The sequence below is a fragment of the Marinobacter xestospongiae genome (assembly GCF_023156385.1).
GTDB lineage: Bacteria > Pseudomonadota > Gammaproteobacteria > Pseudomonadales > Oleiphilaceae > Marinobacter > Marinobacter xestospongiae.
In genome coordinates this window covers 1-15,461 of record NZ_JAKZAK010000042.1, presented here as the reverse complement: position 1 = coordinate 15,461, position 15,461 = coordinate 1, and the positions used below count along the sequence as shown (strand labels likewise).

At 54.7% G+C, this 15,461-nt stretch carries 15 protein-coding genes; 14 read left to right on the top strand and 1 reads right to left on the bottom strand.

Going from position 1 to position 15,461, the window contains the following annotated elements; genetic code table 11:
- Window positions 1-101 precede the first annotated feature (101 nt).
- The 8 genes from MLD24_RS21130 to MLD24_RS21095 all read left to right on the top strand — a co-directional run bounded on the left by MLD24_RS21130 (window position 102) and on the right by MLD24_RS21095 (window position 7,346).
- On the top strand, window positions 102-602 hold the full coding sequence (locus tag MLD24_RS21130) for a hypothetical protein (RefSeq protein WP_248169256.1): 501 nt from the start codon (window positions 102-104) through the stop codon (window positions 600-602).
- 456 nt (window positions 603-1,058) lie between these two features.
- On the top strand, window positions 1,059-1,415 hold the full coding sequence (locus tag MLD24_RS21125) for a hypothetical protein (RefSeq protein ID WP_248169253.1): 357 nt from the start codon (window positions 1,059-1,061) through the stop codon (window positions 1,413-1,415).
- Window positions 1,416-1,536: 121 nt separating this feature from the next.
- On the top strand, window positions 1,537-3,063 hold the full coding sequence (locus MLD24_RS21120) for a TIR domain-containing protein (protein ID WP_248169251.1): 1,527 nt from the start codon (window positions 1,537-1,539) through the stop codon (window positions 3,061-3,063).
- 70 nt (window positions 3,064-3,133) lie between these two features.
- Entirely contained in the window at window positions 3,134-3,463 is a 330-nt protein-coding gene (locus MLD24_RS21115; protein ID WP_248169249.1) for an SMI1/KNR4 family protein, read from the top strand.
- A gap of 114 nt (window positions 3,464-3,577) precedes the next feature.
- Window positions 3,578-4,180 carry a hypothetical protein gene (locus MLD24_RS21110; protein ID WP_248169247.1) on the top strand — a complete coding sequence of 201 codons (603 nt, stop codon included), beginning with the start codon at window positions 3,578-3,580 and terminating at the stop codon, window positions 4,178-4,180.
- 69 nt (window positions 4,181-4,249) lie between these two features.
- Window positions 4,250-5,107, top strand: coding sequence for an HNH endonuclease (locus MLD24_RS21105; protein ID WP_248169245.1), 858 nt, complete (start codon window positions 4,250-4,252; stop codon window positions 5,105-5,107).
- Between the two features lie 87 nt (window positions 5,108-5,194).
- Window positions 5,195-6,643, top strand: a complete 1,449-nt coding sequence (locus MLD24_RS21100) for a DUF6892 domain-containing protein (RefSeq protein ID WP_248169243.1) — start codon at window positions 5,195-5,197, stop codon at window positions 6,641-6,643.
- Window positions 6,644-6,923: 280 nt separating this feature from the next.
- A complete protein-coding gene (locus MLD24_RS21095; protein WP_248169241.1) occupies window positions 6,924-7,346 on the top strand; it encodes a helix-turn-helix domain-containing protein in 423 nt (140 codons plus the stop codon).
- A 52-nt stretch (window positions 7,347-7,398) separates the two neighbouring features.
- Here MLD24_RS21095 and galU read toward each other — a convergent pair whose 3' ends face one another.
- Entirely contained in the window at window positions 7,399-8,229 is an 831-nt protein-coding gene (galU, locus tag MLD24_RS21090; protein ID WP_227171245.1) for a UTP--glucose-1-phosphate uridylyltransferase GalU, read from the bottom strand.
- Window positions 8,230-8,423: 194 nt separating this feature from the next.
- On the opposite strand from galU, the gene MLD24_RS21085 reads away from it, so the two are divergent.
- The 6 genes from MLD24_RS21085 to MLD24_RS21785 all read left to right on the top strand — a co-directional run.
- Window positions 8,424-9,104: a GntR family transcriptional regulator gene (locus MLD24_RS21085; RefSeq protein ID WP_227171244.1), complete on the top strand. Its 681-nt coding sequence runs from the start codon at window positions 8,424-8,426 to the stop codon at window positions 9,102-9,104.
- Between the two features lie 43 nt (window positions 9,105-9,147).
- The gene (gene prpB / locus MLD24_RS21080; protein ID WP_227171243.1) at window positions 9,148-10,035 is read left to right on the top strand and encodes a methylisocitrate lyase; all 888 of its coding nucleotides are present in this window, start codon (window positions 9,148-9,150) and stop codon (window positions 10,033-10,035) included.
- Window positions 10,036-10,053: 18 nt separating this feature from the next.
- Complete coding sequence (gene prpC, locus MLD24_RS21075; protein WP_227171242.1) at window positions 10,054-11,178, top strand: bifunctional 2-methylcitrate synthase/citrate synthase; 1,125 nt, start codon at window positions 10,054-10,056, stop codon at window positions 11,176-11,178.
- Window positions 11,179-11,289: 111 nt separating this feature from the next.
- On the top strand, window positions 11,290-13,902 hold the full coding sequence (gene acnD, locus MLD24_RS21070) for a Fe/S-dependent 2-methylisocitrate dehydratase AcnD (RefSeq protein ID WP_248169239.1): 2,613 nt from the start codon (window positions 11,290-11,292) through the stop codon (window positions 13,900-13,902).
- 75 nt (window positions 13,903-13,977) lie between these two features.
- Window positions 13,978-15,156, top strand: a complete 1,179-nt coding sequence (prpF, locus tag MLD24_RS21065) for a 2-methylaconitate cis-trans isomerase PrpF (RefSeq protein WP_248169237.1) — start codon at window positions 13,978-13,980, stop codon at window positions 15,154-15,156.
- 220 nt (window positions 15,157-15,376) lie between these two features.
- A partial coding sequence (locus tag MLD24_RS21785; RefSeq protein WP_427902075.1) for a carbamoyl phosphate synthase preATP-grasp domain-containing protein occupies window positions 15,377-15,461 on the top strand: 85 nt, incomplete at its 3' end.

Here is a 15,461-nt window from a genome sequence, read left to right as displayed (position 1 = left end):
TCGCCGTGGTACGTGATCCGTATGCCCGGTGATGTGGGAGGAGGGGCATCGTGAGGTGCCTCCCTATCCCGATTATGCTCCTCTCCACTCAGGCACCGGTTATGACTCCACTTGAGATTGAATACGCAAAATATGAATTGGCCAAATTGAGCTTTCAGGAGTGTATCGAGTACCTTGATGTACTTGAGCGCGGCGGAAATGCTCCTCAAGTTTCAGGTTTCGCGTTTGAAAGAGCGCTTTCCAAGAGCTTTACAATTACCTACGCTCGTTGCTTCACCGATAACAAGCATGGCGTGGGAAGAATATCTGATAGGTGGCTCAAAAACTTGAGTGGGGAACACAGAAAACTTCATGACACCCTGATCGGCGATGGAAGGAATGCGCTGGTAGCACACATTGACCTGAAGAAGTTAAATCCGAACATCTTCATTAATGCCAGCGGAGTCAATAACTACGTTTTTGATTGGCACATCGTCATGATCAACGAGAATAATGCAGATAGGCTGAGAGAACTCGTGGAATGCGCTCATCGGTACTGTGCTGATCATCAAAAGGGAATACGTTCCCGGATTCCAGGGGCCCACATTAAGCCCACAGCATAACCAATTGTTGCAGTTCGTTCCGGGCCTGACGGCCCTCCACCGGACGCCCTTTTCTCCGCTTCGCTGCAAAAAGGTCGCCACTGAACAAAAACGTTAAAGGCCTTGGCTCCGGTGCGCTTTGGTTGGGTGTTTGGCGCAGGCGTCAGTCGTAGCCCGCAGGTAAAAACACCCCTCACTCTGGCCAAGGTTTTGCCGGCCAATGGGGGTGCAGGTCACGGGGCAATCCGGCGTAGCGTTCTGAGTCCTGCCTCTCATTCAGTGTTCTGGTTCCTGGCGCCATCCGTCCAGTTGGTACACAGTATCGGCAGTAGGCATTTGGACTTCGCACCCCGGTCCGGGCCCGGGGTAACCGGCCCTTAACCAGTCAATGTTGTCGGACAGTTTTTCCGCAGCTTCGCCGCTCCAAAACTGCCGCAAATTTCAGCGTTAAGGGGTTCTATGAATCTGCGGATCGATATGTCCGAACCAGATAGTAAAAGCAGGACATGGCGCGTGCTTGCATGTATTGTCTATAATTTGATCAATCTTTCACTGCTGGCACTAATTTATAGAAACGGAACTATAATTCGTGGTGACGGGCCTGCTGGTTTTGCAGAACTGATTGTTAAGGGCTTTATTACCTATACTTGTTTTGCGTTCTTCATAGGCGGTTTGACAGCATCAATTAAAATTTACCGGGTTAGTAAGGACAGCTTTAGGTTAAAAGCACTATGTATTGCGACATTCTCGCTACTCATATTTTTTTCTGTTATATCGGTTGTTGAAGCATGTTCAGACGATGCGGGCCATTGTAGGCAATGGCATATTCTCTGAAGCCTAAAGTATCTGAGCCCTTAACAAAACACAGCACCGGACGCCACTGGCGTGGCGCCAGTGTGTTCCGCGTTAAGAACCACCTGGTGAAGCAGGTAGACTGATAGGAAGAACGATCGAAATGGAAAAACTAGAACTTGAAGATGTATTTAATGAAGCTGGATACCCCCGCCACACCTTTGTTAAACCTAAAGAGTACCCTTATTTAAAGTCTTCGTTTAAAGCCGAAGGCAAGCATATTACCGTTGCCGGACCGTCTGGAACAGGAAAGACAACCCTTGTGCGAACGATGATGGCAGATCTGTCTATTCCTGATTCAGATGTGCTGTGGATCAACGCTCGACAATATTCCGAGCTCGATTCCGGTCTACAGGTGCTCGCAGAGGAAATGAAATGTTCTACGGAATTCAATGAGATTACCGATCTACTTCGATTAGTAAGATTTATCGTAATCGATGACTATCACTTCTTAAAGTCTGGCGCTCGCCTGCAAATTGCTAGTTACTTGAAGCTTTGGCATGAGAGGGACGTAAGATTTGTAATCATAGGGATCGCGGCATCGGCCGATGAACTCTATGGAGTCGATCCAGAACTAGGAATCAGAAACGATCCTTTTAATATCAAAACGCAGGACGACGCCTTTTGTCTCGAGCTCCTGGCGCTTGGAGAAGCAGCGTTAAGGATCCGTTTCTCTGACGAGTTGAGGGCGCAGATAATTAGTGCATCAAACGGGGTTCCCTCCATACTACACATTGTCGCTAAGGTCTGCTGCATAGAAGATGGAGTTGAAGAAGAGCAAGATCACGAAAAAGTTATTGACAATAATCTATCGAAGATTAGAGATTCTGTCCTAAGAATATTCCACGGAAAATACCGAGATAAGCTGGTTGGCTTGGCCAAAGGGAAGCAGCAGGCAAAATCGGTCCACAACACCTATTTCGATATCGTCGCGAATATTGCTAGTTTTAATGGTACAGAGATACCCACAGAAGCTCTCTTTCGGCAAATTGTATCAATCATTGATGACCCAAAGGAGAGGGGCAAGAAAGCAACCTCCTTTTACAACTGCCTGAACAATTTGAGTGACGTTATTGAGGAAAAGGGACTAAGCGATATCCTTTTCTATAAAAAGGGCGGAAAGCATATTTCGATAGAAGATCCTTCCTTTCGATTCTACCTCAATTTGTTAGATATTTCGGACATCAAAGATAGAATTCATCTTAGAAATACGGGATACCCCTATGACGTGGCTGTGTCGTTCGCCGGGGACGTTAGAAGTACTGTTGAGGAATTTATTGCTGCATTGAAAAAACGAGGCCTCAGCATTTTTTACGATTTTGATCAGCAGGCTCAGCTTTGGGGAGCGGATGTCCGTACCAAGCTTGCGGAAGTATATGCCAACGACGCGATGTTTATGGTTGTGTTTTTGTCTGAAAGTTATCCGGAACGAGATTGGACTGATTTTGAGTTGTCGGTCGGTCGAGAAGCGGCGGAAAAGAGAACCGAAGATTATCTACTCCCTCTACGAATCGATGATGTTAAGGTCGTAGGCATTAGGTCAACCGTCGGTTACGTAGATTTAAGGCAAGTCGGCGTAGATAAAGCCGCAGACCTTCTAGCAGAGAAACTTGAGGCTGCAAATGCTTAACAATGCAAGGTTGGCGGACCTCCTTTTAGTCGGCTGCAACTTGCGGCGTTAACTTTCTGATCGAGTCGGTATGGAAAAGCTGTCTGCTCCTGAAATAAAAGCCATGAAAGAAGAGCATGGTCCGCTTCCAGAGGAATATATTGCATGGCTCTCTGAACAAGGTTGGGGAGAGCAAGAAAGCGGGATCATGCTGTATTCTGGGCCTTTGCACGCAAGCGAGATATTCGGTGACCAGTATCCTTCAGCTTTGGAAGGCGTCTTGCTAATCGGCGATGACATGGCCGGTTATTCCATTGGCTACCGATTGTCCGACCATGGCTGGCAATTCGTTGGCTTCGACAGTATCGGTAGCGACCTAGAGATAGTTGAGGAAGGGCTCGGTGCCTACCTCAAAAGTTAACAAGTGCGTCAAATACGTTCCGGGCCTGAAGGCCCTCCACCGGACGGCTTTTTCTCCGCTTCGCTACGCAAAAACCGCCGTTTACGCAGGCGTTATATTTTTTGAGAGTTGGGTATGTCCGAAACTATTCCTGAACTGTTCATAATCGAGTCTCTAACCCTAGATGACGAAGACAATCACCGGCAAGAAGGTGAGATCCTCTCTCGAATGCTACGTCTAGCCGGAAAAGCTAAAACTAAATACTTCTATATTAGAACCAAGCGAGAGCTTGAACAGATAATCAATATCTTTGATGAGAGCAAATACAGGTATCTCCATCTATCGTGCCACGCAAACGACTCAGAGATGGGAACGACATTTGACGATGTATCTTTCAGGCAGCTCGGTGAAATGCTGGCTCCTTGCCTTGACAAGAGGCGTGTCTTCGTGTCTGCATGCGAGATGGCAAACTCGAAACTTGCAAAGCAACTTCTCCCAGGTTCAGGGTGTTACTCTCTGATCGGGCCCGCACGAGACATCAATTTCGATGATGCGGCGGCGTTCTGGGTGTCCTTCTATCACTTAATGTTCAGGGCGAATGAGAGAGGTATGGGCAGAAAGGACTTAAAGTGGTGCATTACCGAGCTTGCTGCATTGTATGGTGAGCCGGTTAATTACTTCGCAGCTAGCGGAAGTGCGAAGCAAGGGTTAAAACGTGTCCCAAGCAGAAAAATATAATCAGGCCATGCAGCCGACGCTCGTGCCTCGCGCGGCTGATGGCAGTCGTTAGAAACAAGCAGGAAAATGATGGAATACGATACTTCTGACTGGTCAGAAGCCTCAATTAGATTTGAAGCGGAAGTTAAGGCGCCTAAGAAGTATGGTGAGGGGGTCTTTCGTTTCGGGGCAGCAATGACTTTGTCCGTCCTGTTGCCAAGAAGAGGGTGGAAGCTAGTTAAGTCGACAAAAAACTACGCATATCTGAAACCTCCAGAAATTTCTCAGGAAAATATATATACCCTAAAAGCTAAAGTTCCTACTAAAGAACAAGCTCTTGAAATAGCACGGCATTGTTATGGAAAAGAAGAGTCTTGGATGGGGCAGCTCGGAGAATGGCCCGCTTGGTATACACACAAGCGAAGAAGGATTATGAATGAATTGGTTCCATCCGAGGACCGACGAACCATAACGGAAAAGTTTGCGTACGAATTGCCGCCTGAATCGTCTCTCCACATCGGTAAATGGGGCGTATGGGAGTTAAAAGTCGTGAAATCAGACGGCGATTTTGAAGTTCACGAATCGGGTGAAATAAGTCGTTACGAAATTCCGAAAATTGATGACGCCCAGATCTTTGAAGGGCAAGAGTTATCCTATGAGTTGACCAAATATGAACGAAGTTCAAAAGCAAGACAGAAATGTATCGAGCACCATGGGGTAAAATGTAAAGTCTGTGATGTAAATTTTGAGGATCTATATGGAGATATAGGACGCGGATTTATTCATGTTCATCACATTGTCCCTGTGTCGCATCAAAAAGGTGAGTACCAAATAGATCCGATTAATGATTTGGTTCCTGTATGCCCGAACTGCCACTCAATGATTCACAGGCGTAATCCCCCTTACAGAATAGAAGAGCTCAGAGCGAAGCTTCGTAATCGTTTCTAACACATATGAGCCTTCTCGGATGCAATCTAAGGAAGAGAGAAATGCTCAGGAGATTTCTTTCTAGATACAAGGAAGGGAGGCGAGTTTATGAATTACCTTGAGCCCATTGAAGGGCCTGACCGGGACCTGAATTTTGCTATTGAAACTGGCGGAAAGAAGGTGATCGGGTTGGTGAATAAATTAACCCTTGATTATGACCGCCTAAGCCCGGCCGATGCCAAGGCTTTCGCCTTGCAGCTTTTTGCTTTAGCGGCCTCCACTGATATTGGTGCTAAAAAAAGCAGCCACCTTTTCGCATCTATTGGAAAGTATTTGTTGAGGTTGTCGTCATCCGATGATGGTGCCGAGTTTGTCTTTAAGGAATGGAGCCGCCGCCTCCTGAGTGTTGACTGTAGTGATAGCGAGCAATGCCAGGCGGCATATCAGTGGCTGATGCTATTCAATCAGGTGGATGGCTCAGCGCCTTCTCCGAAACCGCTGAAAGGCGTTTTTGATAGATCTCAGAGTGAGCTTAATGCGATACAGGAGAAGCTCGCTGTACCGTTTGAAAAACGAGAAGTTCTAAAAGACAAGTCCGGCGTTCAGCCAGGGTTTAAGTTACTTGAGTTATTTGCTGGTGCTTATTTTTACCATTCGGACGTTTGCCCTGAGCATCTGGAATCCTGGGTGGTTGACTGTGTTAAAAAAGAAGTTGGGTTTGGCAACAATATCATCCTGTCAGTGCTGCGTCGTTCTGAAAACTATGCCGACGTCGCTGCTCGCCTGTTGGATCTTTACATAAGATCGATGATCGACGAAAACCAGCCGGGGATGGGATGGTGGTTATTCCTGAATCTGTTTGATACTGAAAAGTATTCCGCTGGTCAGCTTGACCTGATCGTTGACAACCTGGAGCCGTTCATTCGGGATTGGGATCTGAAACAGCGAAGTCACGCGATCAAATGTTTATTCTCAGTCAGTAATGAAAGCGATAAGGTGAAGACTGAAAAGCTGCTCGTAAAATCTCAGGGAGCGCGACGGTTGGCAGAAAAGCTGAGCGCTGATGGTGATTCTGATGTAATCAACGAACTATCAGAATTGCTGCATGGGAATCTCTCGCCAGTATATAAATTCCCTGAGGGAGGCTTGAATCAGTTCAAAGATGTTAACTTCAAGTTGATCGTTATAAACGAACTGATGTACGTAAAGAAATCATTGGTGCCTGAGTTCATTATTCATGATTTTTCTAAAGAATACGATCATGGGGAGGTCGTAGCAACTGGCTACGAAATTATCCCTGAGGCACTTGAGTACATGAGGCGCTTAAAAATTCCTGATGAGTTATTGTCTACAATAACAGAGCTGAATTACGATCCATCCAGCGATATCTATGGGCAGATTGTTCCATACTGGGATGGTGAAGATGGTACTTTTGAGGTTTCCTCTTTGGGGGATCTGGATAAGCTGAGAAATGTGAAAAAGATTGAAGGGTTCAGCCAAACGCTTGTTGACTCTTTCTCGGCCATAATCAATTCTAAAGGTATAACAGCACACTGACTGTTTTTGAATCTATGGGCACGTCAGATTGGAATACGCGCCCGAAAACAACAGCGAACCGCAGATAAAACCTGTCCGGCAGTATAGTCCGCTACATTATTCGCGTCGGGGCCTCCTTTCCGGAGGCGCTTTGCTGGCCTGGCTTCTTGCTAACGTTTTCGCTTTCAGCCCACCGATTTCCCGGAACCGTTTGTCAAACGCTTCGCGCTCGGTTGTAATGGCGGTTTCCGGGTGATGGGAACTGGCCCGGAGCACCGAATAGTGCGCGATTCACGGGGGTATGACGATGCGCTACATGCAGTCTTTCAATCACAGGTTACGGCGATTGCGGGAGGAGCGGTCGTTGTCAGTGATCGAGCTGGCAGACCTGTGTGGGATCGATGAGCGTCGTATTCATGCCTGGGAAAGCGCTCAGCCCCAAGGTCGCCAATACCCGGATGTGGGGGAGCTTGTTCATCTGTGCGTACGCCTGGGGGCTGCGCTGGAGACGCTGCTGGATCTTGAGGATGCCTCCAATGCCGGGCAGCTGGAATTGCCGGGGCTGACCAATGCGGATGGCGATGAGCTGGTGCGGGCGGTTACGGAGCTGGAACGGGCGCTGACGGTTGTCCAGCCGTCTGATCAGGAGCGGGAGCTGTTGCGGCGGTTCCGGGCTGCAGACCAGGAGCAGCGGCAGATGATTCTGCAGTTGCTGGTGCCCTGAGCCTCTGGGGAGGAACCGGGCCGGTCTTGCCGGCCCGGCACCAGGCTGAGGATTACTGCTCAGCCTTATAGATGTGTTCGTAGACGTGATTGGTGGCTTGCACAAAGCCGTCAATGCTGCCGCAGTCAAAGCGGCGTCCCTTGAAGCGGTAGGCGAGAACGCAGCCGTTCTTGGCCTGCTCCAGCAGTGCGTCGGTAATCTGTACCTCGCCGTTCTTGCCCGGGGGGGTGCGTTCAATGATGTCAAAAATGTCCGGTGTCAGGATGTAGCGACCGATGATGGCCAGGTTGCTGGGCGCATCTTCCGGATTGGGCTTCTCCACCATGTCGGTGATCCGGTACAGGCCATCCTTCATGGATTCGCCGGCAATCACGCCATACTTGTGGGTCTCATCCTGCGGCACTTCCTCAATCGCCACAATCGAGCAGCGGAACTGGCTGTAGAGCTTCACCATCTGGGCCAGTACGCCGTCTCCCTCTGAAACGCAGAAATCATCAGCCAGCACGACCGCAAAGGGATTGTCGCCAACCAGGTTGCGACCGGTCAGGATGGCGTGGCCGAGGCCTTTCATTTCATTCTGGCGGGTGAACGCGAAGGTATTGTTGTCGATCAGCTCGCGGATGGAGGTCAGCAGGTTCTCCTTACCGGAGCCGGCGATCTGGTGTTCCAGCTCGTAGCTGATGTCGAAATGATCTTCGATCGCCCGCTTGCCGCGCCCGGTGACGAATCCGAACTCGTTGATGCCGGCCTCGGAGGCTTCTTCAACGCCGTACTGTACCAATGGTTTGTTAACAATTGGCAGGATTTCCTTGGGCATGGCCTTCGTCGCCGGGAGAAAGCGAGTGCCGTAGCCGGCTACGGGAAACAGACACTTTTTGATCATCTGTGCGTCCTTATTGGATGAGGTAAGGAATGAATCAACGCAGTGTAACGGAGAACGCGAGGAAGGGGGAGGGCGCCACCACGGGGCGGTCGGGGTTGTCGGCAACGCGGTTTGTCGCCCGGGTGGCGATTGTTGACAATCCCGGGTGGGAGGCGTAACTTTCGCCAGTATCAACCCAGGATTGTCAACAAACCATGAGCCAGAATGCTGTCCAAACCTTAACCCGAGCTGACGAAGCCTTCGATTGTCTGCAAACGGCCATCGTTAAGGGCGATCTGGCCCCGGGGGAGAAGATCGGCGAGGTGGAGTTGTGTGCGCGCTTCAATCTGACTCGCGGCCCTCTGCGGGAAGCGCTGGGGCGGCTCGAGTCCCGCGGACTGCTGGTGCGTCGCCCCCACGCCGGGGTAAAGGTGGTGTCCGTCAGTGCGGATGAGCTGCTTGAGCTTTACCGCATTCGCGAAGTCATGGAAGGGTTGGCAGCCCGTCAGGCCGCCGAACGCATGACCGATGCCGAAATCGCGGCGTTGCAGGCAACTCTGGATGGTCACGAGACCCTCATCGAGCAGGCCCAGGGGCAGGCCTACTATCAGGCCGAAGGGGATTACGATTTCCATTACCGTATCGCCACTGGCAGCCGCAACACCAAGTTGGCCCAGATGCTCCTGGGTGACCTTTACTACATGGTGCGCATGTACCGTTACCGCCTCAGTACCTCCACCGGCCGGCCCCACAAGGCCCTGGGTGAGCATCGCCGCATTGTTGAGGCGATTGCCCAGCGGGACGGTGAGCTGGCGGAATTTCTGATGAAGCGGCACATCAACGCCGCCCGTCGCAATATCGAGAGAAAGATTGAGGAAGGTCTGCTGACCTTCTGATGACCCGACAAATCCAACAAGCCACTGGCTAAGGAGTCAGACCATGTCAACCTCACTGTCCGCAGGCGCCCGCTTCCGCAAGGCGCTGAAAGAGAATCAACCGTTGCAGATTGTTGGCACCATTAACGCGTACGCCGCGATGATGGCCGAGAAGGTGGGGCACCAGGCCATCTACCTGTCAGGCGGCGGTGTGGCCAACGCCTCCTACGGTCTGCCGGATCTGGGTATGACCAGCTTGAACGATGTGGTCGAAGACGTGCGCCGGATCACCGCGGCTTCCGAGCTGCCGCTGCTGGTGGACATTGATACCGGCTGGGGTGGCGCCTTCAACATCGGCCGCACCATTCGTGAGATGGAACGGGCCGGCGCTGCGGCGGTCCATATTGAAGACCAGGTGGCCCAGAAGCGTTGTGGTCATCGCCCCAACAAGGAGATTGTCTCCAAAGAGGAGATGGTTGATCGCATCAAGGCCTGTGTGGATGCCCGTCAGGACGATGACTTCTTTATCATGGCCCGTACCGACGCGTTCCAGCAGGAAGGGCTGGAAGCGGCCATTGATCGTGCCCAGGCCTGCATCGAAGCCGGTGCCGATGGCATCTTTGCCGAGGCGGTGACCGAGCTGGAGCACTACAAGGCGTTCTCCGAAGCGTTGGACGTACCGATTCTCGCCAACATCACCGAGTTCGGGGCAACCCCGCTGTACAACAAGCAGGAGCTGAAGGAGGCCGGCGCCGGCATGGTGCTGTACCCGCTGAGCGCGTTCCGGGCGATGAACAAGGCGGCCCTGGCGGTGTATGAGAACATCTTGGCCAAGGGTGACCAGAAAGACGTGGTGGATCTGATGCAGACCCGCATGGAGCTGTACGATTTCCTCAACTACCACGAGTTTGAACAAAAACTGGATGCGCTGTTCAAGCAGCAGAAAGCCTAAGTTAGAAGGAGAGAGAGCATGGTTGACAAGAAACTGAGTGGTGCCGGCCTGCGTGGCCAGGTGGCGGGCGAAACGGCGCTGTGTACCGTTGGCAAAACCGGTGCCGGTCTGACTTATCGCGGCTATGACATCACCGAGCTGGCAGACAATGCGCAGTTCGAGGAAGTGGCCTATCTGCTGCTCCGTGGCAAGCTGCCGAACCAGCAGGAGCTGGACGCCTACAAAGAGAAGCTCCGCGGCATGCGCGCACTGCCGGAAGCCCTGAAAACCACCCTGGAACAGATTCCCAAAGATGCCCATCCGATGGATGTGATGCGTACCGGCTGCTCCATGCTGGGCAACCTGGAAACCGAAACCGACTTCAGCCAGCAGGACGACAAGATCGACCGCATGCTGGCGTTGTTCCCCGGCATCATCACCTACTGGTACCGCTTTGCCCATGAAGGCGTCCGTATCGAGACCGATTCAGACTCCGACTCCATCGGCGGCCATTTCCTGGAACTGCTGCACGGCAAGAAGCCCAACGAGCTGCACGAGCGGGTAATGAACGTGTCGCTGATTCTCTACGCCGAGCACGAGTTCAATGCGTCGACCTTCACCGCACGGGTATGCGCCTCCACCCTGTCTGACATTCACAGCTGCGTGACCGGGGCTATTGGCTCTCTCCGTGGTCCGCTGCATGGCGGTGCCAACGAGGCCGCAATGGCGCTGATCCAGAAGTTCCAGTCCGCCGATGAGGCCGAACAGGGCCTGATGGGCATGCTGGAGCGCAAGGAAAAGATCATGGGCTTTGGTCACGCCATCTATCGCGAGTCCGATCCCCGCAACGCCATCATCAAGAAGTGGTCCCAGCAGCTGGCTGAGGAAGTGGGCGATACCGTGCTGTACCCGGTTTCCGTTCGCTGCGAGGAAGTGATGTGGCGGGAGAAGAAGCTGTTCTGCAACGCCGACTTCTTCCATGCCTCTGCCTATCACTTCATGGGCATTCCGACCGAGCTGTTCACCCCGATCTTTGTCATGTCCCGGGTATCCGGCTGGACTGCCCACGTCAAGGAGCAGCGCGCCAACAACCGGATCATTCGCCCAAGTGCGGAGTACACCGGCCCGGAGCATTCCGAGTGGGTGGCCATCGAACAACGCTGAGCCGCAGGGCAGGCACACCGCTTGTGCGGGTGTCTGCCGTTTTCAGGCGGATGGGCCACGGCGCAGACCGTGTTAGCCCGAGAACCAACGAATCCTGATGAGATTGCACGCATGACTAACCAATACCGCAAGCCATTGCCTGGCACCGACCTGGAGTTCTACGACACCCGGGAAGCGGTGAACGCCATTGAGGCCGGTGCTTACGAAAAGCTGCCGTACACCTCCCGTATTCTGGCTGAACAACTGGTACGCCGGTGTGATCCGGCGATCCTGACCGATTCCCTCAAGCAGATCATCGAGCGCAAGCGGGAGCTGGACTTTCCCTGGTACCCGGCGCGGGTGGTGTGTCACGACATCCTGGGCCAGACCGCCCTGGTTGACCTGGCAGGCCTGCGGGATGCGATTGCGGAGCAGGGCGGCGACCCGGCCAAGGTCAATCCGGTGGTACCGACTCAGCTGATCGTCGACCATTCCCTGGCGGTGGAGCATGCCGGTTTCGAGAAGGACGCCTTCGAGAAGAACCGCGCGGTGGAAGATCGCCGTAACGACGACCGTTTCCATTTCATCAACTGGACCAAGACTGCGTTCCGTAATGTCGACGTGATTCCTCCCGGCAACGGCATCATGCACCAGATCAACCTGGAGAAGATGTCGCCGGTGGTGCAGGTTCGCTCCGATGATGATGGCACTCAGGTCGCCTTCCCCGACACCTGTGTCGGTACCGACAGCCACACTCCGATGGTGGACGCGCTGGGCGTGATTTCCGTCGGTGTCGGCGGCCTGGAGGCGGAAAGCGTGATGCTGGGTCGTGCCTCCATGATGCGTCTGCCGGACATCGTCGGCGTCGAGCTGACCGGCAAGCTGCAGCCGGGCATCACCAGCACCGACATGGTGCTGGCGCTGACCGAGTTCCTGCGTAAAGAGCGGGTGGTGGGTGCCTATCTGGAGTTCTACGGTGAAGGCGCTGACAGCCTGACCGTCGGCGACCGTGCCACCATCTCCAACATGACGCCGGAGTACGGCGCCACTGCGGCGATGTTCTACATCGACGGCCAGACCATCGACTACCTCAAGCTCACCGGGCGGGACGACGATCAGGTGGCCCTGGTTGAGCAGTATGCCAAGGAAACCGGACTTTGGGCGGACAGCCTGAAGGGCGCGGAGTACGAGCGGGTGCTGACGTTTGATCTGTCCAGGGTGGTGCGCACTCTGGCGGGGCCTTCCAATCCCCACGCCCATCTGCCCACCTCAGAGCTGGCGGATCGCGGCATCGCCGGCAAGTGGACCGAAGAAGAAGGCAAGATGCCGGATGGCGCGGTGATCATCGCCGCCATCACCAGCTGTACCAACACCAGCAACCCCCGCAACATGGTGGCGGCCGGCCTGATCGCCCGCAACGCCAACAAGCTGGGTCTGACCCGTAAGCCCTGGGTGAAATCGTCACTGGCGCCGGGGTCCAAGACGGTAAAAATGTACCTGGAAGACGCCAGTCTGCTGCCAGAGCTGGAGCAGCTCGGCTTCGGTGTTGTGGCCTTTGCCTGCACCACCTGTAATGGCATGAGTGGCGCGCTGGACCCGAAAATCCAGCAGGAAATCATCGACCGTGATCTCTACGCCACGGCGGTGCTCTCCGGTAACCGGAACTTCGACGGCCGTATCCACCCTTACGCCAAGCAGGCGTTCCTGGCGTCGCCGCCGCTGGTGGTTGCCTACGCCATTGCCGGCACCATCCGCTTTGATATCGAGAAGGATGCTCTGGGTTACGACCAGCAGGGCAACCCGGTCACCCTGAAAGACATCTGGCCCAGCGACGAAGAGATCGACGCCATTGTCAGCCAGGCGGTGAAGCCGGAGCAGTTCCGGGAAACCTACATCCCGATGTTCGACATCACCCGCGACTCCCAGGCCCAGAGTGATCCGCTGTACCAGTGGCGGCCGACGAGTACCTACATCCGTCGCCCTCCTTATTGGGAAGGCGCCTTGGCGGGCGAGAAGAATCTCAAGGGCATGCGGCCGCTAGCGGTTCTTGGTGACAACATCACCACCGATCACCTGTCGCCGTCCAACGCCATCCTGGCGGCCAGTGCCGCTGGTGAATACCTCGCCAAGATGGGCCTGCCGGAGGAGGACTTCAACTCCTACGCCACCCACCGCGGCGATCACCTGACGGCACAGCGCGCGACCTTTGCCAATCCCAAGCTGCTGAATGAAATGGTGCGGGATGACAACGGCGACGTGAAGCAGGGCTCACTGGCGCGGGTTGAGCCGGAAGGCAAGGTGACCCGGATGTGGGAAGCCATCGAAACCTACATGGAGCGCAAGCAGCCGCTGATCATTGTGGCAGGCGCGGACTATGGCCAGGGCTCTTCCCGTGACTGGGCCGCCAAAGGCGTGGCGCTGGCCGGAGTGGAGGCGATCGTGGCGGAAGGCTTCGAGCGCATTCACCGCACCAACCTGATTGGTATGGGTGTCATGCCGCTGCAGTTTGAGGAAGGCACGACCCGCAAGACCCTGGGCATCGACGGCACCGAGACCTACGACGTTGAAGGTGCTCTGTCCCCGCGGGCCAAGCTGACCCTGGTGATCCACCGTGCCAACGGTGAGCGACTGGAGGTCCCGGTGACCTGTCGTCTGGATACCCAGGAAGAGGTGTCGATCTACCAGGCCGGCGGTGTGCTGCAACGCTTTGCCAAAGACTTCCTGGAATCTACAGCGACCGCGTAATGACCAACAGCCGGGAGCGATGGCCGCTCCCGGCTTCTTTTTTTTGCAGTAGCCCGTTCTGGAGTAGTAAGCAATATGACTCACGTACCCCAAATCCGGGTGCCGGCTACCTACATGCGTGGCGGCACCAGTAAAGGTGTCTTCTTCAAGCTCGATGATCTGCCGGAAGCGGCCCAGGTGCCCGGTGAAGCCCGGGACCAGCTGTTGTTGCGGGTCATTGGCAGCCCCGATCCTTACGGCAAGCAGATCGACGGCATGGGTGGTGCCACATCCAGCACCAGCAAGACGGTGATTCTGGCCAAGAGTCAGCAGCCGGACCATGACGTCGACTACCTGTTTGGTCAGGTCTCCATCGACAAGCCGTTTGTCGACTGGAGCGGCAACTGTGGCAACCTCACCGCTGCCGTCGGTGCGTTCGCCATCAACACCGGCCTGGTGTCGGAAGAGCGGATTCCGGATAACGGCATTGCCACGGTGCGCATCTGGCAGGCGAACATCCGCAAGACCATCATCGCCCAGGTGCCGATCACCAACGGATCGGTGCAGGAAACCGGCGACTTTGAGCTGGATGGTGTGACCTTCCCGGCGGCGGAAGTGCAGGTGGAATTCATGGACCCGGCGGATGGTGACGGCGCCATGTTCCCGACCGGCAATCTGGTGGACGACCTGGAGGTGCCCGGTGTGGGCACTCTGAAGGCGACCCTGATCAACGCCGGCATTCCAACCATCTTCGTCAACGCCGAAGACATTGGCTATCAGGGCACGGAACTGCAGGAGGCCATTAACGGCGACGCCGAAGCCCTGGTCAGGTTTGAGACCATTCGCGCCCATGGCGCCATCCGGATGGGGCTGATCAGCTCCGTTGATGAGGCAGCGAGTCGCCAGCATACGCCCAAGGTGGCTTTTGTGGCTCCGCCGCGGGACTATGTGTCCTCCAGCGGCAAGACCGTGGCTGCGGCGGATGTCGACCTGCTGGTGCGGGCGCTGTCCATGGGCAAGCTCCACCACGCCATGATGGGCACCGCCGCGGTGGCGATCGGAACCGCAGCGGCCATTCCCGGTACCCTGGTAAACCAGGCGGCGGGGGGAGGTGAGCGCTCCGCCGTTCGTTTTGGCCATCCTTCCGGTACCCTCAAGGTTGGCGCAGAAGCCGCCCAGCGCGATGGCGAATGGACCGCTATCAAGGCGGTCATGAGCCGCAGCGCCCGCATCCTGATGGAAGGGTGGGTGCGTGTGCCCGGGGACAGCTTCTAGGCTCCCCGATCCTCAAACCATTGCCAGCCAGGGCTGGTCTGCCCGGTTGGCGATGGTCTGTCGTTCCTGTCTTTGTCCTCGTTTCCTTTCGGCTTTTGATACCTGCCTCGTCCCCCGTTGATGTGCCTTTGGCTATAGTGTTGGTAAGCGCCCGTTGGCCAGTCGGCAATGGCGTTTCCAGCCAATCCAAAGACCCTTCACAGGGAGGTGGCGGCAATCCATGCCCAGACGTACTGACATCCAGAGTATCCTGATCCTGGGCGCGGGCCCCATTGTGATCGGCCAGGCCTGCGAGTTTGACTACT